26 protein-coding genes and 1 pseudogene are annotated in these 22,155 nt (G+C 69.4%); 14 read left to right on the forward strand and 13 right to left on the reverse strand.

Going from position 1 to position 22,155, the window contains the following annotated elements:
* The first annotated feature begins 66 nt into the window (after positions 1–66).
* Genes QFZ47_RS17025 through soxR form a run of 5 tightly spaced genes read left to right on the forward strand, consistent with a single transcriptional unit; the run spans position 67 to position 4,173 of the window.
* A complete protein-coding gene (locus tag QFZ47_RS17025) occupies positions 67–768 on the forward strand; it encodes a 3-oxoacid CoA-transferase subunit A (RefSeq protein ID WP_307656743.1) in 702 nt (233 codons plus the stop codon).
* Positions 765–1,418: a 3-oxoacid CoA-transferase subunit B gene (locus QFZ47_RS17030; protein ID WP_307656744.1), complete on the forward strand. Its 654-nt coding sequence runs from the start codon at positions 765–767 to the stop codon at positions 1,416–1,418. The genes QFZ47_RS17025 and QFZ47_RS17030 overlap by 4 nt, the downstream gene beginning before the upstream one ends.
* 32 nt (positions 1,419–1,450) lie before the next feature.
* The gene (gene pcaF, locus QFZ47_RS17035; RefSeq protein ID WP_307656745.1) at positions 1,451–2,656 is read left to right on the forward strand and encodes a 3-oxoadipyl-CoA thiolase; all 1,206 of its coding nucleotides are present in this window, start codon (positions 1,451–1,453) and stop codon (positions 2,654–2,656) included.
* Positions 2,656–3,633, forward strand: a complete 978-nt coding sequence (locus QFZ47_RS17040) for a Bug family tripartite tricarboxylate transporter substrate binding protein (protein ID WP_307656746.1) — start codon at positions 2,656–2,658, stop codon at positions 3,631–3,633. Before pcaF ends, QFZ47_RS17040 begins: the two co-directional genes overlap by 1 nt.
* A gap of 57 nt (positions 3,634–3,690) precedes the next feature.
* Complete coding sequence (gene soxR, locus QFZ47_RS17045) at positions 3,691–4,173, forward strand: redox-sensitive transcriptional activator SoxR (protein WP_307656747.1); 483 nt, start codon at positions 3,691–3,693, stop codon at positions 4,171–4,173.
* Here soxR and QFZ47_RS17050 read toward each other — a convergent pair.
* The gene (locus tag QFZ47_RS17050; protein ID WP_307656748.1) at positions 4,154–4,405 is read right to left on the reverse strand and encodes a hypothetical protein; all 252 of its coding nucleotides are present in this window, start codon (positions 4,403–4,405) and stop codon (positions 4,154–4,156) included. The two genes, soxR and QFZ47_RS17050, sit on opposite strands and share 20 nt — an antisense overlap.
* 202 nt (positions 4,406–4,607) lie before the next feature.
* Between QFZ47_RS17050 and QFZ47_RS17055 the strand changes: the two genes are divergently transcribed.
* Entirely contained in the window at positions 4,608–5,180 is a 573-nt protein-coding gene (locus QFZ47_RS17055; RefSeq protein ID WP_307656749.1) for a thioredoxin family protein, read from the forward strand.
* An 87-nt stretch (positions 5,181–5,267) separates the two neighbouring features.
* Here the strand turns inward: QFZ47_RS17055 and QFZ47_RS17060 are convergent, their stop codons facing one another.
* Positions 5,268–6,008, reverse strand: coding sequence for a response regulator (locus QFZ47_RS17060; protein WP_307656750.1), 741 nt, complete (start codon positions 6,006–6,008; stop codon positions 5,268–5,270).
* A 199-nt stretch (positions 6,009–6,207) separates the two neighbouring features.
* Between QFZ47_RS17060 and QFZ47_RS17065 the strand changes: the two genes are divergently transcribed.
* From QFZ47_RS17065 to QFZ47_RS17075, 3 genes are read left to right on the forward strand one after another with little or no spacing between them, the layout of a single operon-like run.
* The gene (locus QFZ47_RS17065) at positions 6,208–6,627 is read left to right on the forward strand and encodes an organic hydroperoxide resistance protein (protein WP_307656751.1); all 420 of its coding nucleotides are present in this window, start codon (positions 6,208–6,210) and stop codon (positions 6,625–6,627) included.
* Between the two features lie 47 nt (positions 6,628–6,674).
* The gene (locus QFZ47_RS17070) at positions 6,675–8,051 is read left to right on the forward strand and encodes an ATP-binding protein (protein ID WP_307656752.1); all 1,377 of its coding nucleotides are present in this window, start codon (positions 6,675–6,677) and stop codon (positions 8,049–8,051) included.
* A gap of 21 nt (positions 8,052–8,072) precedes the next feature.
* Positions 8,073–9,863: a cytochrome c biogenesis protein DipZ gene (locus QFZ47_RS17075; RefSeq protein ID WP_307656753.1), complete on the forward strand. Its 1,791-nt coding sequence runs from the start codon at positions 8,073–8,075 to the stop codon at positions 9,861–9,863.
* 46 nt (positions 9,864–9,909) lie between these two features.
* On the opposite strand, the gene QFZ47_RS17080 is transcribed toward QFZ47_RS17075, so the two are convergent.
* The 5 genes and pseudogenes from QFZ47_RS17080 to QFZ47_RS17100 form a co-directional block, all read right to left on the reverse strand.
* Entirely contained in the window at positions 9,910–10,161 is a 252-nt protein-coding gene (locus QFZ47_RS17080; protein ID WP_307656754.1) for a hypothetical protein, read from the reverse strand.
* A gap of 141 nt (positions 10,162–10,302) precedes the next feature.
* Positions 10,303–11,250 carry a bifunctional Delta(1)-pyrroline-2-carboxylate/Delta(1)-piperideine-2-carboxylate reductase gene (gene lhpI, locus QFZ47_RS17085; RefSeq protein ID WP_307656755.1) on the reverse strand — a complete coding sequence of 316 codons (948 nt, stop codon included), beginning with the start codon at positions 11,248–11,250 and terminating at the stop codon, positions 10,303–10,305.
* Complete coding sequence (locus QFZ47_RS17090; protein WP_307656756.1) at positions 11,247–12,083, reverse strand: alpha/beta hydrolase; 837 nt, start codon at positions 12,081–12,083, stop codon at positions 11,247–11,249. The genes lhpI and QFZ47_RS17090 overlap by 4 nt, the downstream gene beginning before the upstream one ends.
* A gap of 23 nt (positions 12,084–12,106) precedes the next feature.
* A complete protein-coding gene (locus tag QFZ47_RS17095; RefSeq protein ID WP_307656757.1) occupies positions 12,107–12,445 on the reverse strand; it encodes a VOC family protein in 339 nt (112 codons plus the stop codon).
* Positions 12,446–12,542: 97 nt separating this feature from the next.
* Positions 12,543–13,412, reverse strand: a pseudogene (locus QFZ47_RS17100) (adenylate/guanylate cyclase domain-containing protein); the annotation flags it as partial.
* Positions 13,413–13,666: 254 nt separating this feature from the next.
* On the opposite strand from QFZ47_RS17100, the gene QFZ47_RS17105 reads away from it, so the two are divergent.
* From QFZ47_RS17105 to QFZ47_RS17115, 3 genes are all read left to right on the forward strand, one after another.
* Entirely contained in the window at positions 13,667–13,819 is a 153-nt protein-coding gene (locus QFZ47_RS17105; RefSeq protein ID WP_307656758.1) for a hypothetical protein, read from the forward strand.
* 174 nt (positions 13,820–13,993) lie between these two features.
* Positions 13,994–14,254, forward strand: a complete 261-nt coding sequence (locus tag QFZ47_RS17110) for a hypothetical protein (protein ID WP_307656759.1) — start codon at positions 13,994–13,996, stop codon at positions 14,252–14,254.
* A 118-nt stretch (positions 14,255–14,372) separates the two neighbouring features.
* Complete coding sequence (locus tag QFZ47_RS17115) at positions 14,373–15,116, forward strand: Crp/Fnr family transcriptional regulator (protein ID WP_307656760.1); 744 nt, start codon at positions 14,373–14,375, stop codon at positions 15,114–15,116.
* Positions 15,117–15,128: 12 nt separating this feature from the next.
* Here the strand turns inward: QFZ47_RS17115 and QFZ47_RS17120 are convergent, their stop codons facing one another.
* Positions 15,129–15,605, reverse strand: a complete 477-nt coding sequence (locus QFZ47_RS17120) for a DoxX family protein (RefSeq protein ID WP_307656761.1) — start codon at positions 15,603–15,605, stop codon at positions 15,129–15,131.
* A 235-nt stretch (positions 15,606–15,840) separates the two neighbouring features.
* Here QFZ47_RS17120 and QFZ47_RS17125 point away from each other — a divergent pair, with 235 nt between their 5' ends.
* Positions 15,841–16,599, forward strand: a complete 759-nt coding sequence (locus QFZ47_RS17125) for a sulfite exporter TauE/SafE family protein (RefSeq protein WP_307656762.1) — start codon at positions 15,841–15,843, stop codon at positions 16,597–16,599.
* Positions 16,600–16,607: 8 nt separating this feature from the next.
* Here the strand turns inward: QFZ47_RS17125 and QFZ47_RS17130 are convergent, their stop codons facing one another.
* The 3 genes from QFZ47_RS17130 to QFZ47_RS17140 form a co-directional block, all read right to left on the reverse strand.
* The gene (locus tag QFZ47_RS17130) at positions 16,608–16,967 is read right to left on the reverse strand and encodes a DUF1428 domain-containing protein (RefSeq protein ID WP_307656763.1); all 360 of its coding nucleotides are present in this window, start codon (positions 16,965–16,967) and stop codon (positions 16,608–16,610) included.
* Between the two features lie 64 nt (positions 16,968–17,031).
* Positions 17,032–18,525 carry a DHA2 family efflux MFS transporter permease subunit gene (locus QFZ47_RS17135; protein ID WP_307656764.1) on the reverse strand — a complete coding sequence of 498 codons (1,494 nt, stop codon included), beginning with the start codon at positions 18,523–18,525 and terminating at the stop codon, positions 17,032–17,034.
* A gap of 97 nt (positions 18,526–18,622) precedes the next feature.
* Positions 18,623–19,060 carry a VOC family protein gene (locus QFZ47_RS17140; protein ID WP_307656765.1) on the reverse strand — a complete coding sequence of 146 codons (438 nt, stop codon included), beginning with the start codon at positions 19,058–19,060 and terminating at the stop codon, positions 18,623–18,625.
* Positions 19,061–19,188: 128 nt separating this feature from the next.
* Here QFZ47_RS17140 and QFZ47_RS17145 point away from each other — a divergent pair, with 128 nt between their 5' ends.
* Positions 19,189–19,851, forward strand: coding sequence for a TetR/AcrR family transcriptional regulator (locus tag QFZ47_RS17145; RefSeq protein WP_307656766.1), 663 nt, complete (start codon positions 19,189–19,191; stop codon positions 19,849–19,851).
* A 6-nt stretch (positions 19,852–19,857) separates the two neighbouring features.
* Here the strand turns inward: QFZ47_RS17145 and QFZ47_RS17150 are convergent, their stop codons facing one another.
* Both QFZ47_RS17150 and QFZ47_RS17155 read right to left on the reverse strand, forming a co-directional pair.
* Positions 19,858–20,349: a MarR family winged helix-turn-helix transcriptional regulator gene (locus QFZ47_RS17150; protein WP_307656767.1), complete on the reverse strand. Its 492-nt coding sequence runs from the start codon at positions 20,347–20,349 to the stop codon at positions 19,858–19,860.
* A gap of 38 nt (positions 20,350–20,387) precedes the next feature.
* The gene (locus tag QFZ47_RS17155; protein WP_307656768.1) at positions 20,388–22,151 is read right to left on the reverse strand and encodes an acyl-CoA dehydrogenase family protein; all 1,764 of its coding nucleotides are present in this window, start codon (positions 22,149–22,151) and stop codon (positions 20,388–20,390) included.
* Positions 22,152–22,155: the final 4 nt, after the last annotated feature.

A 22,155-nucleotide genomic window follows, 5' to 3' on the forward strand; every position in this document is an offset into this window, starting at 1 on the left:
TGGTTCGGGCAGGTCGTTCGCACGGTTCGATTTCTCTTTCTTTCCTCACTCCCGGAGACAGGCTTCATGATCAACAAGATCGCGCGCTCGGTCGCCGATGCCCTTGCAGGCATCCCTGACGGCGCCACGGTTCTCATCGGCGGTTTCGGCACCGCCGGCATTCCCGGCGAACTCCTCGACGGCCTCGTCGAGCAGGGCGCCAAGGACCTCACCGTCGTCAACAACAATGCCGGCAACGGCGACACCGGACTGGCCGCGCTGCTCAAGGCCGGCCGTGTGCGCAAGATCATCTGCAGCTTTCCGCGCCAGGCCGACAGCCAGGTGTTCGACGGGCTCTACCGCAGCGGCAAGATCGAACTCGAACTGGTGCCCCAGGGCAACCTGGCCGAGCGCATCCGCGCGGCGGGTGCCGGCATTGGCGCCTTCTTCTGCCCCACGGGCTACGGCACACAACTGGCGGGCAATCGCGAAACCCGCGAAATCGGCGGCAAGCAGTACGTGCTCGAGTACCCGATCCACGGCGACGTGGCGCTCATCAAGGCCGAGCGCGGCGACCGCTGGGGCAACCTGGTCTACCGCAAGGCCGCGCGCAACTTCGGCCCGGTGATGGCCATGGCTGCGAAGAAGACCATTGCCACCGTGCACGACATCGCCGAGCTCGGCACCCTCGACCCCGAGGCCGTCGTGACTCCGGGCATCTTCGTGCACCAGGTGGTGCGCATCGAACGCGTGGCCACCCAGGCCGGCGGTTTCAAGAAGGCAGCATGATCATGAGCACTACCTACACCCGCCGCACCAAGGACCAACTCGCCGCCCGCGTGGCGCAAGACATCTTCGACGGCGCCGTCGTCAACCTCGGCATCGGCCAGCCCACGCTGGTGGCCAACCACCTGCCCAAGGGCCGCGAGGTCATCCTGCAGAGCGAGAACGGCATCCTCGGCATGGGCCCCGCGCCCGAGGCCGGCGAGGAAGACTACGACCTCATCAACGCCGGCAAGCAGCCCGTCACGCTGCTGCCGGGCGGCTCGTACTTCCATCATGGCGACAGCTTCGCGATGATGCGCGGCGGCCATCTCGACATCTGCGTGCTCGGCGCGTTCCAGGTGTCGGCCAACGGCGATCTCGCCAACTGGCACACCGGCGAGAAAGACGCCATCCCCGCGGTCGGCGGCGCGATGGACCTGGCCATCGGCGCGAAGCAGACCTGGGTCATGATGGATCTGCTGACCAAGCAGGGCGCGAGCAAGCTGGTGCAGGAATGCAGCTATCCACTGACCGGCATCGCCTGCGTCAAGCGCGTGTACTCCGACCTCGCCACGCTCGAATGCACGCCAGAGGGGCTGAAGCTCGTCGACCTGGTCGAGGGCCTGAGCCGCGAAGAGCTCGAGAAGCTGGTCGGCCTGCCGATCGCCGCCTGATCCGATTCAGTCAAACAGAGAGACAACGCACCATGACCAACCAAGCCTTCATCTGCGACGCCGTTCGCACCCCCTTCGGCCGCTACGGCGGTGCGCTCAGCAGCGTGCGCGCCGACGACCTCGGCGCCGTGCCCTTGCGCGCGCTGATGGAACGCAACCAGAACGTCGACTGGCAGGCCGTGGGCGACGTGCTCTACGGCTGCGCCAACCAGGCCGGCGAAGACAACCGCAATGTCGCGCGCATGTCGGCGCTGCTCGCGGGCCTGCCGCTCGAACTGGGCGGCGCCACCATCAACCGCCTGTGCGGTTCGGGCCTCGATGCCGTGGGCACCGCGGCGCGCGCCATCCGCGCGGGCGAAGCCGGCCTGATGATCGCCGGCGGCGTCGAAAGCATGAGCCGCGCGCCCTTCGTCATGCCCAAGGCCGAGAGCGCCTTCAGCCGCAACAACGCGGTGTACGACACCACCATCGGCTGGCGCTTCGTCAACAAGCTCATGAAGGCGCAGTACGGCGTCGACTCCATGCCCGAGACGGCGGAGAACGTAGCCACCGACTACAAGATCGAGCGCGAGGCGCAGGACCTGATGGCGCTCAACTCGCAGCTGCGCGCCGTGGCCTCACAGAAGTCCGGCTTCTTCGACGCCGAGATCGTGCCCGTGAGCGTGCCGCAGAAAAAGGGCGACGCGGTCATCGTCCACAAGGACGAGCATCCGCGCGAAACCAGCCTCGAATCGCTCGCCAAGCTCAAGGGCGTGGTGCGCCCCGACGGCACCGTGACGGCCGGCAACGCCAGCGGCGTGAACGACGGCGCCTGCGCGCTGCTCTTGGCCGACGAGGCCAGCGCCGCAAAGCACGGCCTCACGCCGCGCGCCCGCGTGGTCGGCATGGCCACCGCCGGCGTCGCGCCGCGCGTGATGGGCATCGGCCCCGCGCCCGCCACGCAGAAGGTGCTGGCGCTCACCGGCCTCACCATCGACCAGATCGACGTCATCGAGCTGAACGAAGCCTTCGCGGCGCAAGGCCTGGCCGTGCTGCGCCTGCTGGGCCTCCAGGACAACGACCCGCGCGTCAACATCAACGGCGGCGCCATTGCGCTCGGCCACCCGCTGGGTGCCAGCGGCGCCCGCCTGGCCACCACCGCGGTCAACCAGCTGCACAAGGGCGGCGGCCGCTACGCGCTGTGCACCATGTGCATCGGCGTGGGGCAGGGCATTGCCGTGATCCTGGAACGCGTCTGATGGACCGCGCCCGACGCGGCCTGCTGCTGGGGCTGGTGGCGGCGGCAGGGCTGCCGGCGCGCGCGCAGCAAGCCGACGCCAGGCCGATCCGCATCGTCGTGCCCTTTGCGGCCGGCGGCGGCAACGACGTGTTCGCGCGCCAGATGGCCAAGGGCCTGGGCGAGTTGCGCAAGCAGGGCGTCATCGTCGACAACAAGCCCGGCGCGGGCGGCAACCTCGGCGCCGAGCAGGTGGTGCGCAGCGCGCCCGACGGCAGCACGCTGCTGCTGGGCCACACGGGCACCGTGTCGATCAACCCGGCGCTCTACAAGGGCCTGAAGTTCGATGCGCGCAAGGACCTGCTGCCCGTGGCCATGTTCGCTTCGTCCGCGCTGGTGCTGGTGGTGCCTGCCGCGTCGAAGATCCGCACCGTGGCCGAGCTCGTCGCCGAGGCCAGGGCCCGCCCGGGCCTGCTCGACTACGCTTCCAGCGGCAGTGGCACCGGCGGCCACCTGACCGGCGAGCTCTTCGCGCAGCGCACCGGCACGCGGATCAATCACATTCCCTACAAGGGCACCAACCCCGGCCTCACCGACCTGGCGGGCGGGCAGGTGCAGATGATGTTCAGCGTTGTTCCGCCCGCGCTCGCGCTGGTCAAGGGCGGCCGGCTGCGCGCCATTGCGGTCACGGGCGCCAGGCGCCTGCCTTCGCTGCCCGACGTGCCCACCATGGCCGAGTCGGGCCTGCGCGAACTCGCGGGTTTCGAGAGCACGCTGACCTACGGCATCCTCGCGCCGCGCGGCACGCCGGATGCCTTTGTGAAGGAGCTTTCGGCGCAGATGCTCCAGGTGGCAGGCAGCGCTGAATTCCAGTCGCGCCTCGACGTGGAAGGCGCCGTGCCGCTGCTCGGCGGCCCTGCCGAATACGCCGCCCTCATCGCGAAGGAAAGCGCCCTGTGGGCCGGCATCGTCAAGGCCTCCGGCGCCACCGTCGAGTGAGCACGCGACCCCTTGCCTAGTGCGAGCAGGCCCTAAAGTCGAGGTCCAGAGGTCTCGATGAAATCCAAGCCAGCAGAACCACCGCACGATTTTCTCGCCACGCTTTCGGTGGGCGAAGTCGCGCAACGCAGCGGGGTGCCGGTGTCCACCCTTCATTTCTACGAATCCAAGGGGCTCATCGCGAGCCACCGGGCGCCAAGCAACCACCGCCGCTATGCGCGCGACGTGCTCCGGCGCGTGGCGTTCATCCGCGTCGCGCAGCGGGTGGGCATTGCGCTGGCCGACATCGCCGATGCCCTTGCGACGCTTCCCACCTCGGCCGCGCCCAGCCGCGCGGACTGGGCGCGGCTTTCCGTCGGCTGGCGCGCAGAGCTGGACGAACGCATGGCCCAGCTCAAGAAGCTGCGCGACACGCTCGACGACTGCATCGGCTGCGGCTGCCTGTCCATCGACCGCTGCCGCCTGCGCAACCCGGCCGACAAGCTGGCGTCGGAAGGGTCCGGTGCCCGGCGCCTGATGATCAGGCGCGCGGAAGACTGACAGTCAGTGGCTCTTCATCGGCGGGGAGCAGCGACATCAGCGCGGTCTTCTCTGCCGAAGACATCGCGAGCGACAGCCGGTCGAATTCGGTGCGGTAGCAAGGCAGCATCAGTGCCGCAGTCAGCGCATGGACATCGTCGTTGCGTGCGAGGTACGCATGGCATGCCGCAATGCTTCGATGGATCTGGAGCGCCTGCGCGACGCGGCCGGAGGGTTGCGGGTCATGGTTCATGCAGCGCAATGTGCAGCCTCAACCTAACTTGAGGTCAAGCGGAAAATCGATGAAGCGTGGGCCGCCATTCCGTGAAACGTAGTGTGTCGGTTTCAAGCCTCGACACAGAGGCATACGCAATGCGCGCCGCGCGGCCGGTGGGCGGAAAACAATCCGCCCGTCATCCACCCGCGCCGTTGCGCATCGCCCAAAGGAAACCACCATGAAGCTCTTCCGCATTGCCATTGGCGCGGCCATCGCCGCATCGGTGGGCGCCTTGACGCTTGCAGCGCCGCAGCTCGGCGGCCACACGTCCGCGGGCGTGGCGCGGCCGGCGCCGGAGTTCCGGAACATCGACACATGGCTCAACTCGCCGCCGCTGAAGCTCCAGGAGCTGCGCGGCCAGGTGGTGCTGGTCGACTTCTGGACCTACACCTGCATCAACTGCCTCAACCATCTGCCCTACGTGCAGCAGTGGCATGAAAAGTACAAGGACAAGGGCCTGACCGTGGTGGGCGTTCACACGCCGGAGTTCGCGTTCGAGAAATCGACGAAGAACGTGAAGGACGCCATCCAGCGCCTGCAGATCAGGCATGCGGTGGCGCAGGACAACAGCTACGGTACCTGGAAGGCCTTCGACAACCAGTACTGGCCCGCGGTGTACCTGATCGACAAGGAGGGGCGCATCGCCTACTCGCACTTCGGCGAGGGCAGCTACGCCGCCACGGAGAAGAAGATCCAGGCGCTTCTTGCGGAGCCTTTCCCTGCAGCCACCGCGAGCGGGGCCGCTCAATGAAGAAGCTCTGGTTCGCGCTGCTGTTCCTCGCGGGCGGGCTGGCGCACGAGGTGCGCAACCCGGCCAGCTGCCAGTGCGTCGCGTCGGTCAGTCTCTCGCTTCGACAGCCGAAGCGAGGACGTAGCCCTCGCTGCGCACGGTCTTGATATAGCGGGGCTCGCGCGCATCGTCGCGCAGCCGTTGGCGCAGCCGGCTCACGAGCAGGTCGATGGAGCGCTCGAAGAGCTCGGCCTCGCGGCCCTGGGTGAGACTCAGCAGCTGGTCGCGGCTCAGCACCTTCTGCGGATGGTCGAGGAACACGCGCAGCAGCCGGTATTCGGCGCCGCTCAGCGCCACCATCGTGCCGCTGTCGTCGATCAGGTGGCGCGCCACCGTGTCGACCTGCCATTCGCCGAAGCTCAGTTTCTGCGAGGGTTCGACCGCGCCCATGTTCGGCGGCAGCATGCGCGTGCGGCGCATCACGGCGCGCAGGCGCGCGAGCAGCTCGCGTGCGGAAAAAGGCTTGGCCAGGTAGTCGTCAGCGCCCATCTCCAGGCCCAGGATGCGGTCGGCTTCCTCGCTGCGCGCGGTCAGCATCAGGATGGGCGTGGCCTTGTACTTGCCGGTGCGCAGGTCGCGGCAGAGCGTGAGGCCGTCTTCGCCGGGCAGCATCAGGTCGAGGATGATCAGGTCGAACGGGCCCGACTCTTCGAGTGCGGCGCGCATGTGGCGGCCGGTGGGCACCGCGACCACGCGCAGGCCGTTCTTCACCAGGTAGGTGGTGAGCAGTTCGCGGATTTCCCGGTCGTCGTCGACGATGAGGATGTGGTCGGATGTCTTTGGCGTCATGGCAGTGGCGGAAAGGTATGGCGCGGGAAGCACCCGCAGTCGCAATGTAGCCGCCTGGCCGCGCCGGGCCGGCGGGTTTGTATTCGCAAGTATCTGGCGGAGCGGGCGCCGTACACAGGCATACGCAAAGTGCGCGGGCAGGGGCGGTGCGGCCCAACAATCCGTGCATTCGCAACCCAACTCCTTCAAGGAACCCACCATGACCCGCATCGAAAAAGTTCTCTACACCGGCAAGACCCACACCTCTTCGGGTGGCCGCGACGGCGAGGCGCGCAGCGCCGACGGCCGCCTGGACATCAAGCTCTCGTCGCCCGGCAGCGCCGGTAGCGGCACCAACCCGGAGCAGCTGTTCGCGGCCGGCTGGTCGGCCTGCTTCATCGGCGCCATGGGCAAGGCGGCAGGCCGGATGAAGGTCGCATTGCCGCCCGACCTCGCCGTCGATGCCGAAGTCGACCTGGGCACGGCGGGGAGCGAGTATTTCCTGCAGGCGCGCCTGAACGTAAGCCTGCCGGGCCTGGACCGCGAAGTGGCGCAGGCCCTGACTGACGCGGCGCACCAGACCTGCCCCTACTCCAAGGCCACCCGAGGCAATATCGACGTTGCGATCAATTTGGTGTGAGCCGGCCGCGCTGCGCATCGCCACGCCGCATACAGAAGAAGGTGTCCATGTCCTCTCCCGCGAATCTTCCTGCGAACCCGGTTGGCGCTGTGCGCGGCTGGCACCGGTTGCTGCCCACTTCGCTGTTCTACCGCGTGACGCTGATCATCGTGGTGGGCCTGGCGATCGCGCAGCTGCTGACCTTCGCGGCGATCCGCTACGAGCGGAACATGGCGCTTCGCGAGCTGATGATGATCGGCATCGAGCGCGACATCGCGAGTTCGGTCGCCATCCTCGACCGCCTGCCCGCGGCGGAGCGCGCCGGCTGGCTCGACCGGCTGGAGCGGCGCAACTACCGCTTCGTGCTGGGCGGCAGCGCGCAGGGTTCCGAGCCCGGCTCGCTGCAGTCGCGGCAGTTTGCCGCGGCCATCGTCGATGCGATGCGCCCTTTCGAGATCGTCAAGGTCGGCGAGGTGGCCTCGCCGCCCGAGGGCCTGCAGATCCAGGTGCGCCTGGGCGACGGGTCTTCAGTGGTCGTTCATGCGATGCGCGTGGGCATGCCGGTGTCGGGCTGGGTGATGTGGCTGCTTGCGGCCCAGCTGCTGGTGCTGGCTGTGTGCGCCTGGTACGCGGTGCGGCTGGTGACGCGGCCGCTCGCGCAGCTTTCCGCGGCGGCCGATCAGCTCGGGCCCGACCTGAAGGGCCGCGCGCTCGCAGAAGAAGGCCCCACCGAAGTGGCGCATGCGGCGCGCGCCTTCAACGCCATGCAGCAGCGCATCGCCGGCTACATGTCCGAGCGCGTCGAAATTCTTGCGGCCATCTCGCACGACCTGCAGACGCCCATCACGCGGATGCGGCTGCGCACCGACCTGATGGACGACGCGCACGACCGCGAGAAATTCCGCCAGGACCTGGACGCCATGCACTCGCTGGTGCGCGAAGGCGTGACCTATGCGCGCACGCTCCACGGCGCCGCGGAGCCGCCGCTGCGCATCGATGCCGACGCGCTGCTCGAGAGCATGGTGGCCGACTACGAAGACGTGGGCCGGCAGGTGCGGCTCGAAGGCAGGGCCGGCGCGCCGATCGTGAGCCGCCCCCATGCGCTGCGCCGCATCCTGATGAACCTGATCGACAACGCGCTCAAGTTCGGCAGCGAGGTGCGCCTGCGCGTGCATGCCGAAGAAGACGGCCGGCTGGTGCTGAGCGTGCTCGACGATGGCCCCGGCATTCCGCCGGACGAACTCGACGCCGTGCTCAAGCCTTTCTACCGCGTCGAGAGTTCGCGCAACCGCAGCACCGGCGGCACCGGCCTGGGCTTGGCCATTGCGCACCAGCTGGCCATGGCGATGGGCGCCGAGCTCACGCTGAAGAACCGCGCCGAAGGCGGGCTCGAGGCCCGGCTCGCGCTGGCCGCCGCGCCCGCCCGCACCACCCTCCAAGGCTGATTCGCCACCGACTCCCCCATCATGCTCATCCTCCTCATTGCCTACCTGGGCGGGGTGCTCACCATCCTGAGTCCCTGCATCCTGCCGGTGCTGCCTTTCGTATTCGCACGCGCCGACCGCCCCTTCCGCTCGCACGGCCTGCCGATGCTGCTGGGCATGGCGCTGGCCTTTGCCGCGGTGGCCACGCTGGCGGCGGTGGGCGGCGGCTGGATCGTCACGCTCAACGAATATGGGCGCCAAGCCGCCATCGCCATGCTCGCGCTGTTCGGCGCGACGCTGCTGTTCCCAAGCGTGGCCGACCGCCTGAGCCGGCCGCTGGTGGCGCTGGGCATCCGCATGTCCGAGCCGCGCGGCGATGGCGGCGCGGCGCCGGCCTCGGTGTTCTCGCCGCTGCTGCTGGGCGTGGGCACGGGCCTGCTCTGGGCGCCATGCGCGGGGCCGATCCTCGGCCTGATCCTGACGGGCGCGGCGCTCAATGGCGCGAGCGTCGGCACCTCGCTGCTGCTGCTGGCCTATGCGGCCGGCGCGTGCACCTCGCTCGCGGCGGCGCTGCTGTTCGGCGGGCGCCTGTTCTCGGTCATGAAGCGTTCGCTGCATACCGGCGAATGGGTGCGGCGCGCCGCCGGCGCGGCCGTGCTGGCGGGCGTGGGCGCGATTGCGCTGGGGCTGGACACCGGCTTGCTCGCGCGCCTTTCCCTGGGCACCACGTCGGCGCTGGAGCAGGCGCTGGTGGACAGGATCAAGCCAGGCAAGCCGCAGGCGGAACCGGTCGCGCTGCGGGAAGACGCAGGCCTGGTGCGCGTGTCGGACAACCGCACGGCCCCGCCGCCCGCGCGCGAACTCAAGGTCGAAGGCCGCTTTCCCTCCTTGATCGGCGCCACCGAATGGATCAACTCCGCACCGCTCGCGCCCGAGGCCCTGCGCGGTAAGGTGGTGCTGGTCGACTTCTGGACCTATTCGTGCATCAACTGCCTGCGCACGCTGCCCTACCTTCGTGCATGGGCCGAGAAGTACAGGGACGCGGGCTTGGTGGTGATCGGCGTGCACGCGCCCGAGTTCGCGTTCGAGAAGAACCCGGCCAACGTGCGCAAGGCCGTCAAGGACCTGGGCATCGGCTTTCCGGTGGCGCTGGACAACGACTTCGCGATCTGGCGCGGCTTCGACAACCAGGCTTGGCCCGCGTTCTATTTCATCGATGCCGAGGGCCGCATCCGCCACCACCAGTTCGGCGAGAACCGCTACGACAAGGCCGAGCAGGTCATCCAGCAGTTGCTGGCCGAGGCGGGCCAGACCCGCATCGCCGCCGGGCTGGTGGCGCCGCTGGGGCAAGGTACCCAGGCCGCGCCCGGCGCCGAGCCGCCGCTGTCCGGCGAAACCTACCTGGGCCACGAGCGCACGCACGGCTTTGCCTCGCCCGGCGGCATTGCGCGGGACCATGCGAAGGTCTATCAGCCCGCGACCTCCGCGCTGGGCACCAACCAGTGGGCGCTGGCCGGCGACTGGACGGTGGAGGCCGAGCGCGCCGTGCTGAACAGCGCCAACGGCCGCATTGCCTACCGCTTTCAGGCGCGTGACCTGCACTTGGTGCTGGGATCGGCGGCCGATGGCAAGCCGGTGCGCTTCAGGGTGCTGGTGGATGGAAAGCCGCCGCTCGCGGACCATGGCTTCGACACCGATGCGCAAGGCCACGGCGTGATCGATGCACAGAAGCTGTATCAGCTGGTGCGGCAGGCAGCGAGCGGGAGGGAACGGCTGTTCGAGATCGAGTTTCTCGACGCCGGCGCGCAAGCCTACGCCTTCACTTTCGGTTGAGCGCTGACGCGGCTCGGGCGGGAGAGCGATTGGCCGGGCCTGCCTGTCAGGCGGCCCAGGCGCTCAGCGAAAGCCGCCGCAGCATGTCGGTCTGGCGCGATTCCTCGGCATCGCGCAGGCTCTTGGCCGCGCGCGCAGCCACGTAGCTGACGTACAGCGTCTCGATGGCCTTGGCCCAGTCGTGCATCTTCTGGGACACCGCGCTGGTCGAGGTGGCCGAGGCATCCTCGGCCGGACAGGCGGGCACGTCGAAACCGGCTTTGCTGAGGATCGTGGCTTTCTGAAAAATGGTGAGCATGGGGCGGGCCTCCTGGCCTTTGGGTATGGGCATCAGGTTAACGTTGGCGCAAGAGGCGTGCCATCAGCTGCATGACGTATGTGACTGTCGGTAAATGGCGCTCTCGCTGCGCCGTGGCGGCGGTTTTCTAGGCCTTAAGCCTTAGGCCGGCGTCGATTCGGCGTGCTGCCAGACCAGCGTGGCGGCCGTCAGGTCTTCGAGCGCGCTGCCCACGGCCTTGAACACGGTGCGCTCCGCGCTGCCCGTGCGGCCGGCACGTTCGCCCCGGCAGAGTGCGGCCAGCGTGCCTTGCACCGCATCGGCGCGCAGCGTGCCGGCCGCGATGGCGTCGAGCAGTTCGCCGGCCTTCTGCAGTGCCTCGGTGGTGTCGACGAAGGTGCGCGCACCCTCGAAGCAGTGCACGTCGGCCTCGCGCATCGCAGGCGTGAAGCTGCCGATCAGGTCCAGGTGGGAGCCGGGCGCGAGCCATTCGCCGCGCACCAGCGACGCGGTGGCCAGCGTGGCGCAGCTCACGATGTCGGCTTGGCGCACGGCCGCTTCGAGCTCCGTGGCGGCCTGGGCGTTGAACCCTTCGGCGCGCCATTGCGCAGCCAGGGCCTGGGCGCCTTCGGGCCGGTGGTTCCACACGAGCACCTCGTCGATGGGCCGCACGCTCGCATGCGCGGCGGGCAGCAGCCGCGCGATGCGGCCGGTGCCCAGCACCAGCAGGCGGCGCGCATCGGCGCGCGCCAGGAACGAGGCGCCCAGCGCCGACGCCGCGGCCGTGCGGCGCGCGGTGAGCTCGTTGCCGTCCATCATGGCCAGCGGCACGCCGGTGCGCGCGTCGTACAGCACATAGGTCGCATGCAGGCCGGGCAGGCCGCGCGCGCTGTTGCCCGGAAAGACGTTGATGGTCTTGATGCCCAGAAAGCCCGCATCGCTCCACGCCGGCATGATGAGCACGGTGCCCTTGTCAGCGCCGGCGGTCTCGATCGCGTGCACATGGCGCGGCGGCACGTGCGCCTCGGCCGCGAAGGCTGCGCGCAGCGCGGGCACGAGCCGCGCAAAGGCCAGCGGCTCGCGGGTGGCGGTTTCGTCGAAATGCTTCATGGTTGGCGTGGACGCAGCGAGGCGTCGAAGAATTCCACCAGCGCCTGCTGGTAGGTGCTGCCGAAGCGCTCGGTCATCGGCTCGAGGTGGCCGGCGCCGGGCACCTCGAGCAGGCGCTTGGGCTCGCGCGCGGCCTCCAGCAGGCGCCGCGAGTGGGAATGCGGAATGATCAGGTCGGCGGTGCCGTGGATCAGCAGCAGCGGAATGGATGCAACGGCCGCGACGTATTTCGATGCCGCGTAGCCGTCGCCCACCAGCAGCCCGGCGCCGGGGAGCTTCTCGTTCGCAATCGAGGAATACGAATAGAAGGTCGATTCGATGGCCGCCGCCTTCACGCCGGCCCGGTTGCCCGAGCCCAGCACCGCAATCGCGTTGGCGCCGCCCAGGCTCTGGCCGAAGACGAAAAGACGCTCGGGATCGACATCGCCGCGCGAGCGCACGTGACCGAGCGCGGCGCTGGAATCCTCGAACACGCCCTTGGGCTCCGGCTTGCCGGCCGATTCGCCGTAGCCGCGGTAGTCGAACACGAACACGTTGAAGTCCTGCTTCGGCAGCCAGGCCACGAAGCGCCAGTGCGTGCTCATGTTCTGGGCGTTGCCATGGAAGTGGATCACCGTGCCCTTGGCTTCCTGCGGGTTGCTGCGGCCCGCGGCAGGAAGAAACCAGCCGGCCAGGCGCGTGCCATCGGCGCTGGTGAACTGCACCGCCTCATAGCGCAGCCCGAGCGCGTCGGGCGTTTCGTAGCGCACGCGGTCGGGGTAATAGAACATCGACTGGACGCAGCCGGTGAGGAAGGCGGGCAGGGCGGCGAACAAGGCCAGCTTCCAGTTCATGGGGCGTCTTCCGGATCGGCCGCTCAGGCCTGCTGCCGGAATGCAAGGTGATAGCCGTTGCAGTCCACAACGCCGAACTCCGTGGAGCCGTACGGCATGTGCTGCAGCGGCCACGCAATGGATGCCTTGTCCTTGACGGCGGCGTAACAGGCTGCTGCGTCCGCCACCGCGAAATAGAAGGTGCCGGAGCAGGCGGGCGGGCTCTTCCAGAGATCCTGCTGCGTGAAGATGAGCTTGCCGCCCTGCTTCTCGACCGTCAGGGTGCCCTCTGCCGAATGGACAGCCGCGAAGCCGAGGACATCGACGTAGAAGCGCTCGGTCTGGGCCAGATCGTGGCAGCGCAGGAGCAGTGTCAGCGGCATGGGTTTCCTCCTTGGAGTGCGGCAGTCCGGCGCAGGATAGCTCAGCCCGCGGCGATGCGGCTCCAGTCGAGCCCGTGCGCACCGCTCTTGCCGGCTGCTACTCGGAGCAGATCACCGCAAGCGGCTCGGAACGGCCGCGCACGGCCAGCATTTCGACATGGCCCCCCGCATGCGCGAAGCCGGCCTGCTGCGCGGCATACACCGAGACCACCAGGCGCGATGCGGCCGTCTTGGAATGGTCCTGAAGCCGGCTCGCGGTGTTGACCACTTCGCCGATGGCGGTGAAGGTGGTGGTGTCGAGGTAGCCCACTTCTCCCACCGCCGCGCGTCCGGCGTGCAGGCCCATGCCGAAGTCCAGCTGGTGGCCGAACTGGGCTTCGAAGCCCTCGCTCCACGCGTCCATGCGCTGGCCGATGAGCTCGGTCGCGCGCAACGCTTGCCGGCATGCGGTGGGCAGGTCGGTGTCGAGCCCGAAGATCGCCATCACGCTGTCGCCGATGAACTGGTTCGGCACGCCGCCGCATTCGCGCACCGCGGCGCCCACGGTGGCGAAGTAGCGGTCGAGCACATAGGCCAGGTCGAAGGGCCACTGCCCTTCCGACAACCCCGACCAACGCCGCAGGTCCACGAACAGGATGGCCACGTCGCGCTCGCGGCCGAAACTGCTGACGGGCGCCGGCTGCCTTCCGTGGCTGGCGGGCGTGAACAGCGGGATGACCTCGATGTCGCCGCGCGGGCGCAGCTGGCAGGCCAGCCGCACACCGCCCGGTGCGCGCACGCGGTCTAGCGTTCGCTGTTCGTCGCGGTCGGGCGGGTCGGTGTGCTGTGCGGGGCCGAGCACGCGCACGCGGCAGGTCGAGCAGCGCGCCCGCCCTCCGCACACCGAGAGATGCGCGATGCCGTGCGAGCGGCTCGCCTCCAGCACGCTCCAGCCGCGCGGCACGTGCACCGTTCGGCCGGGGTAGCGGGGGGGGGGGGGGGGGGGGGGGGGGGGGGGGGGGGGGGGGGGGGGGGGGGGGGGGGGGGGGGGGGGGGGGGGGGGGGGGGGGGGGGGGGGGGGGGGGGGGGGGGGGGGGGGGGGGGGGGGGGGGGGGGGGGGGGGGGGGGGGGGGGGGGGGGGGGCGCAGCGCGATCGAGGCGCCGCGCGCACGGCGCGCGAACCAGTTGCGCGCGCCGTAGGCCGCCAGCAGGGCGGCCAGGCCGAGCGCATAGAAGAGCTTGATGCGGCCCTCCGCGGTGTCGAGCGCCCGGCCCTGGGCCGGGGTCGGCAGCACCGCGGGCGGCACGCCGGTCCACTGGAACTCGCGCCCCATCGAGACGAAACCCATCATCGCCGTGAGCGGCAGCACCACGGCCATGGCCAGCAGCAGATAGGAAAAGCGGCGGTAGGCCGGCCGCGCCCGCAGTGCGAAGTGAATGCCGAGGCAGCCATGGGTCCAGGCCGCGAGCAGCATCGTGAACTGCGCACTGGCACCCGGCAGGCTCCACAGTCCCGAGACCACGCGGACATAGGAGCCCTCGATGCCATAGGCGAGATAGGCGCCGCGCATGGCCGTCAGGTGGGTGGCCAGCAGCAGCGGCAGCGCAAAACCCAGCAGCACGCGCAGCCCCTCGAGCGGCGGCATGCGCAGCGTGCGGCGTTCCCACAGCGCGGCCACCGCCAGCGCCAGGTGCACGCCGGCCGCGCCATACAGCAGCAGCGTGCCCGGCAGGCTGTGCCAGAAGATCTGCACGCCGCGCAGCACCGACTCGGCCGCCGCGAAGGAGGCGATGCCCAACGAATGGTTCAGCAGGTGCGCCGTGACATAGGCCATCAGCACCAGCCCGCTCGTCCATCGCAGGTTGCGCCGCGTCGGCGGTTTCGGCAGCAGGGCGATGGGTGGGGAGCGTCTGTCCATGAAGGGCTTCGAAGGGGCACCCGAGCATAATGCGCGCGCCCCTCTCCACCGGCATGGCTCTCACTTCGACCACCCCCCGTTCCAGCCTCGCGCTGCGCCGCATCGCGCTGTTCGAAGGCCTTTCAGACCAGCGGCTCGATCTGCTCGCGCAGCAATGCCTGTGGCACAGCGTCGAGGCCGGCAAACCCTTGCTGCTGCGTGCCGAGCAGCAGGGCGACGTGTTCATGCTGGTCTCGGGCCGGGTCCGCGTGACCACCTATGCGGCCAATGGGCGGCAGGTGACCTTCAGGGATTCGGAGGCCGGCGAGCACTTCGGCGACATTGCCGCCATCGACGGCGGCCCGCGTTCGGCCGACGTGGTCACGCTCCTGCCAAGCGTGCTTGCGAGCCTCGACCGCGCCGCCTTCCTGGGCCTGCTGCGCGAGGAGCCGCTGGTGGCCGAGCGGGTGATGCAGCGGCTGGCCTCGCTGGTGCGCCAGCTTTCGGAGCGCGTGATCGAGCTGAGCACGCTGGGTGTGCAGAACCGGCTGCATGCCGAGCTGCTGCGCCTGGCGCGAGCCGCGGGCGTGGCGCACAACCAGGCGCGGCTGGAGCCCGCGCCCAGGCACGCGGCGCTGGCCAGCCAGATCAGCACCAACCGCGAGCAGGTGACCCGCGAACTCAACGTGCTGGTGCGCAGCGGCGTGCTGCAGAAAGACGGCAAGGCCCTGCTGGTGGCCGATGTCGCCCGGCTCGAGGCGATGGTCTCGCAGGTCAGAGACGACGCCGGCTGAGCCGGCCCGGGCTCAGTTCCAGCGCCCGCGCAGACCGCCGAGGCTGAAGCGGCCCGCGCCCAGCAGCACCACGGTGAGCGCGCCGAACAGGTACAGGCCCTGCAGTTCGAGCGCCCAGCCGCCCTGCTTGGTCAGCGCGAACAGGTCGGCCATGTGCACCAGGCCGAAGGCCGCGAGCATGTTGATGACGACCACGCCGGCGGCGGCGCGGGTCCAGAAACCGGCGATCATCAGCAGCGGCGCCACGATCTCGCCCACATACACCAGGTAGGCCAGCCCGCCCGGCAGGCCGGCCTTCACCAGCATCGCGCTCACAAAGCCCACGCCGGCGGAGATCTTGAAAATGCCGTGCAGCAGCACGAGCACGCCGATCGCCACGCGCAGCAGCAGCTTGCCGGAATCGTCGAGCGTGGCGGGGGAGACGGAGGAAGCCTGCGACGGTGCGATCGGCGCATGCGCGGAGTTGGCGGCTACGGCCGGGTTGTTCATGGCAGATCCTTGAAAAATGGGAAGGCCGCCGCGGGGTGCGGCGGTTGCGGTTCCAGTGTGCGGAGCCGCCGCGCGCCGGTATGTGCGTTTACGCACAATTTCCGAAGATGGCCCATGGCCGCAAGAGCCGAAAAAGTGCCGTGCCGCGGCACCTGCAGGGCCCGCGCCATCCTGCTACGCTCGGACGGCCCGCCAGCCGACTCGGCGGGCTTTTTTCTGCGCCGCTTCCTTCCCCATGGTCTTTCCCCTCATCACCGATCCGCATTTCTATGCAGTGGCCGTTCCCGCCGTGCTGCTGCTGGGCATCAGCAAGAGCGGCTTCGGCGCCGGCTTTGGTTCATTGGCGGTGCCGCTGATGGCGCTGGCGGTGACGGTGCCGCAGGCCGCGGCCATCCTGATGCCGCTGCTGCTGCTGATGGACCTGCTCGGCCTGGCGGCCTTCCGCAACGACTTCGACCGCGCGCTGCTCAAGTTCCTGATTCCCTTCGGGCTGCTCGGCACGGTGATCGGCACGCTGCTTTTCCGAACACTCTCGGCCCACACCGTGGCGGGCATCGTCGGCGTGTTCACGCTGCTGTTCCTTGCGCAGCGGCTGGCGTTTCCGCCCAAGCCCGACGATCCGCTGCCCTCGCGCGCGGTGGGCGCGGCGCTCACCGCGGTCTCGGGGTTCACGAGCTTCATTGCGCATGCCGGCGGGCCGCCGATCAATGCCTACGTGATTCCGCTGCGGCTCAAGCCGGTGGTGTTCACCGCCACCATGGCGTACTTCTTCTTCGTGGTGAACCTGAGCAAGTGGATTCCCTACGCATGGCTCGGCCTGATCGACCTGCGCACGCTGGCCACTTCGGCGGCGCTGATGCCGCTCGCGCCGCTCGGCGTGTGGGTCGGCATTCGCATTGCCCGGCGCATCGATGCGACATGGTTCTATCGCTTCGTGTACCTGGGCATGCTGCTCACCGGCCTCAAGCTCGTCTATGACGGCTTCCTGGCCTGAAGGCGAGCTTAAAACTCCACGATGCTCTTGAACCCGCCGAAGATCATCCGCTTCGCATCGAAGGGCATGGTCTTGGGGTCCATCGCGGCAATGCGCGGATCGGCCATCACCTTGGCGTTGACCGTGTCGCGGTGCTTGCGCGACTTGTAGACGATCCACGAGAACGCCACCGTTTCGTCGGCCTTCTGCTTCACGCTCTGTGGAAAGGACGTGAGCTTGCCGGGCTTCACGTCGTCGGCCACGCACTCCACGTATTCCAGCGCGCCGTATTCCATCCAGATCTTGCCGGCTTTGCGCGCCAGCTTGCGGTAGGCCTCGACGTTGTTCGAGGGAATGGGAACGATGAAGCCATCGACATAGCGAGCCATCGGGAGTCTCCTTGGGATAAACGGAAGAAAGGAAAGAAAAAGGGGCCGCCCGGCGGGCGGACCCTCAGGATGCCGCCGCACGGTTGGCCGTGCCTGCGGATGCCGCGGACCCCTTGCTGGTGTTGTCTTCGTTGTTCTGGGCGGACCCCGGCGATGCGGTGCGCAGCAGCACGGCCCCGAGCAGCCCCGCCACGGCCGCGAACACCGCGCCGATGAGGAACGCGAGGTTGTAGCCGCCGGTGAGCGCGAGCGCCAGCTTTGCGCCGGCCGCTTCCATCGACACGGTGCGCGCGACCGCGGCGCTGGCCAGCACCGCCAGCCCGAGCGCGCCGCCCATCATGAAGGCCGTGTTGACCACGCCCGAGGCCAGGCCTGATTCGGTAGGGCTCACCTCGCTCATGGCCGCGAGCAGCAGCGGGTTCAGCGCCATGCCCGCGCCCAGGCCGAGCAGCAGCATGCCGGGCAGCACGTCGACCAGGAAGCTGCCGTTCACCGGCGCCCGCGCGAACAGCGCAAGCCCGATGGCCGCGAGCCAGAGCCCCACGGACAGCGGCCTGCGGATGCCGAAGCGCATCACCAGCCGGGCCGAGATGCCCAGCGAGAACAGCGCCATGATCAGGTTGGCGGGCAGGAACGCCAGGCCGATCTGCATCGGCGTGTAGCCCAGCACCAGCTGCATGTAGAGCGCGGAAATGAAGAACCACGCGAACATGGCCGCCGCCCACAGCACGCCCACCACGTTGGACACCGAAACGCTGCGCAGCCGGAACAGCGCGAGAGGCATCAGCGGATGCTGAACCCTCGCCTCGATGGCGATGAAGAGCGCCATCAGGACCACCGCGGCGCCCAGCAGGCCGAGCGTCTGCGCCGACTGCCACCCGGCCTCGTTGCCGTTGACGATGGCATACACCGCGAGCATCAGCGACAGCGTCACCGCCACGGCGCCGGCCACGTCGAGCTTCTCGCCATGGGCGTGGCCGCGCGCCGAGGGCAGCAGCGCGATGCACAGCGCATACACCGCCACGCCGATCGGCAGGTTCACCAGAAAGATCCAGTGCCAGCTCAGCGTGCTCGTGAGCAGCCCGCCCAGCAGCACGCCGATGCTGCCGCCGCCCGCGCAGACGAAGCCGTAGACGCCCATCGCCTTGGCGCGGTCGGCCGGCTCGGTGAAGATGTTCATGATCAGCGAGAGCGCCACCGCCGAGACCACCGCGCCGCCCAGCCCCTGCACCGCGCGCGCCGCGACCAGCAGGGCCTGCGAGTTGGCGACGCCGCAGGCCAGCGAGGCCAGTGTGAACAGCACGAGGCCGATCAGGAAAAGCCTGCGGTGGCCGTACAGGTCGCCCAGCCGTCCGCCCAGCAGCAGGAAGCCACCGAAGGTCAGCATGTAGGCATTCACCACCCAGACCAGCGAAGTCTCGGTGAAGCCGAGGTCGGTGCGGATCGACGGCAGCGCCACGTTCACGATCGTGGTGTCGAGCACGATCATCAGCACGCCGAGGCACAGCACCATCAATGCGAGCCAGCGCTTCCGGTTGTTGTCGAGTGTGTCGGTCATGAAGAGCGATTCCTTCAAGTTGCGAATGAGACGGACGGCGGCCAGGCCGGATTCTGGCCCGGGCGGCGGCCGTCCCCGGAATTGGCGAGGGCCCTCTTCAGGCGGCGGGCGCCACCACCAGCAGCCAGCCCACGCCGAAGCGGTCCGCGAGCATGCCGAAGCTGGAGCTGAAGAAGGTCGGCGTCAGCGGCTGCATCACCTGGCCGCCGTCGGCCAGCGCATCGAACCACTGGCGCGCCTGGGCGTCGGTGGAGGCCGTGAGGGCGAGCATGATGCCCTTGAACTCCGGCTGGCCCGAGCACCGGCCGTCGGAGGCCATCAGCTCGGTCTCGCCGATGCGCACCACCGCGTGCATCACCTTGTCGGCCGCCGGCACGGCGCCGCCGCAGCTGGCGTCGGCATCGGACGAGGGCGGCATTTCCGGCGCCTCGCTGTAGCGCATGAGCTGCACGACTTCGGCGCCGAGCGCCTTCTTGTAGAACGCGAGCGCTTCGTCGCAGCGGCCTTCGAAGGACAGATAGGACTGGACTTTCATGGCGTTTCCTTTGGACTGAGGATGAAAGGGTGCGCAGAGCCCTGCGCGCATACGGAATAACTAAGTTGTGTACACCGTCCACAAAGAATAGCAGACATAATGGACACTGTCCACATGGAGATTTCCGATTGAGCCCCCGCATCGTCCCGCCAGCCCCCGTTTCGCCCGCGGCCCGCAGCACCTACCGCCACGGCGACCTGCGCCGCGCGCTGCTCGATGCCGGCATCGAGCTGGCGCGCGACGGCGGCCCCGAGGCGGTGGCGCTGCGCGAGGTGACGCGGCGCGCGGGCGTGGTGCCCAACGCGGCCTACCGGCATTTCGCGAGCCGGCGGGAGCTGCTGCTGGCGGTGCGCGCGGAGGCGCTGTCGGCCGCCGCCATTGCCATGGAAAAGGAACTGGCGGTGCTGCCCCGCGAGCAGCCGCCGGTCGACTTTGCGCGGGCGCGGGTGCGGGCCATCGGTACTGCCTATCTGCGCTTTGCCCAGGCCGAGCCGGGCCTGTTCCGCACGGCATTCGTGGTGTCTTCCGAAGACGCCCAGGGCGAGGTGGGGCCGGCGCGCGCGGGCGCGAGCGGCATGGACCCGTTCCAGCTGCTGAGCGCCGCGATCGACCGGCTGGTGGAGGCGGGTGCGCTCGACCCTGCGCGCCGCCCGAACGCCGAATACCTGGCCTGGTCGGCGGTGCACGGGCTCGCGCTCTTGATCATCGAAGGACCGCTCAAGGGCATGGACGCGCAATCCAGCCATGCGCTGGGGCAGCGCTTGATCGATATGGTGGAGCGGGGGCTCTAGCCGAGGCTACAGATAGATCTTCTGCAGCAGCCGGATCAGTGTTTCGCGCTCGCGCGCAGTGAGCCGGGCGCTGGCGTCGGCCTCGAGCTGCGTCACGGTCTGCTCGGCCTCGCGGACAAGATGTTCGCCGGCTTCGGTAAGGTGCAGCCCCACCGCGCGGCCGTCGTGCGGATGCGGCTTGCGTTCGATGAGCCCGCGGCTGTCCAGCGTGGCGACCAGGCTCACCAGGTTGGGCGGCAGGATGTCGAGCGTGTTGCAGAGCTGGCGCGAGGTGGCGCCCGGGTTGTGCGCCAGCAGCGAGAGCACCGAGAAGTCGATCTGCTTGAGGCCGTACGGCGCCATGCGCTCGGCGAACACGCCGCTCACGATCAGCCAGGCGCGGCGCGCGTTGTAGCCGACCAGGGCCTCCAGCACGCGGGCGTCGAGCCGGTCCGGCTTGCCGGTCGGCGCGGCGGCCGGCTCTGCTTTTGCGGAAATTTTCTTGGACGGACGAGGCATGCCCCGAGCGTAACCGCGCTTGGCTGCGCAGGGTGTCGCTAGTTTGCCGATGCCGGCGGTTCCGCGGCGGCGTGCGACATCGCGAGGCCTTCGCAGGCGCGCTTGACGATGCCCAGCCGCATGTCGAACTCGGGCAGCACCCAGCGCCGGAACGCCGCGGCCGGGCCGGCCCTGGCGGCGCGCTCCGCGCCCGAGGAAGCCGCTGACGCCGCGTCGATGCGCGCCCAGGCCCAGGCCATCATCGCGAGCATCACTGCGCGCAGGTAGTCGTCGGCCACTTCGTACGGCAGCACGGGGTTGGCATGCGCGGCCATCGCGATGGTGGTGCCCAGGTAACGCAGCTGCGCGAGCCGGCGCTGCGCGTCGGCATCGGCCTCGCGCGAGGCATCGAGCGCGTCGCGCAGTTCGATCAGCACGCCCGACATGGCGGCGCCACCGTCGGGCAGCACCTTGCGCACCAGCAGGTCGATGGCCTGGATCTCGTTGGTGCCCTCGTAGATCATGGTCACGCGCGCGTCGCGCACGATCTGCTCGATGCCCCATTCGCGCACGTAGCCGTGACCGCCGAACACCTGCAGGCATTCGCTCGCGCCATGGAAGGCCTGGTGCGTGCAGGCGGCCTTGAGCACGGGCGTGACCAGCGAGCACCAGCGCTGCGCGCGCTCGCGCGCCTTGGGATCGGCGTCGTGCGCGGCCACGTCGAGCATCAGCGCGCTGCGGTAGGCGAGGGTGCGCGCGCCGTCGATCCAGGCGCGCTGCGTGTCGAGAATGCGGCGGATGGCGGGATGCTCGGCGATCAGGTCGGCTGCTTCGCCGCCCCGGCTTGCCGGCACGGCGCCGGGCGCGCGCATCTGGCGGCGCTCGGCCGCATAGGCATCGGCCTTCTGCCAGGCGGCGTCGAGCAGGCCGATGCCCTGCAGCGCCACATGCAGGCGCGCCGAATTCATCATCACGAACATCGCGGCCAGGCCGCGGCCCGGCTCGCCGACCAGCCAGCCCGTGGCTTCGTCGAAACGCATCGTGCAGGTGGGGCTGCCGTGCAGGCCCATCTTCTCTTCGATGCGCTCGCAGTGCACCGCGTTGCGCGTGCCGTCGGGCAGCACTTTGGGCACGACCACCAGCGACAAGCCCTTGGGGCCGGCGGGCGCATCGGGCATGCGGCACAGCACCAGGTGCACGATGTTGGGCGTCAGGTCGTGCTCGCCGCCCGAGATGAAGATCTTGCCGCCGCTCACGCGCAGGCTGCCGTCGGCCTGCGGCACGGCGCGCGTGCGCACCTGGCCCAGGTCGCTGCCCGCATGGGCTTCGGTCAGGCACATGGTGGCGAGCCATTCGCCGGTGGCGATCTTCTGCAGGTAGCGGGTCTTCAGTTCGTCGCTGCCGTGGTGCTTGAGGGAGGCATAGGCGCCGTGCAGCAGGCCGGGCGCCATCGTGAAGCCGTGGTTCGCCGCGCTCAGCCATTCGTAGAGGATGGCTTCGAGCACGGCCGGCAGCCCTTGGCCGCCATCCTCCGCCGCGGCCGACAGGCCGGGCCAGCCGCCATCGACGAAGGCCTGGTAGGCCTCGCGAAACCCGGGTGGCGTGGCGACCTCGCCGTTGGCGAAGCGGCAGCCGATCTCGTCGCCGTCGCGGTTCGACGGCGCCACCGCCTCGGCCACGAAGCGCGCCGCTTCATCGAGCACCTGCTGCTGCAGCGCTTCGTCGACCTCGGCGAAGGGCGCCAAGGCATGCAGCTTCGAAGGTGCGCCGAGCACCGCGTTCAGAATGAAGCGGCTGTCTTCGGGGCGGGGCCGGTAATCCATGGGT

The organism is Variovorax paradoxus, assembly GCF_030815975.1.
In the GTDB taxonomy this organism is placed as follows: Bacteria; Pseudomonadota; Gammaproteobacteria; order Burkholderiales; family Burkholderiaceae_C; genus Variovorax; species Variovorax paradoxus_N.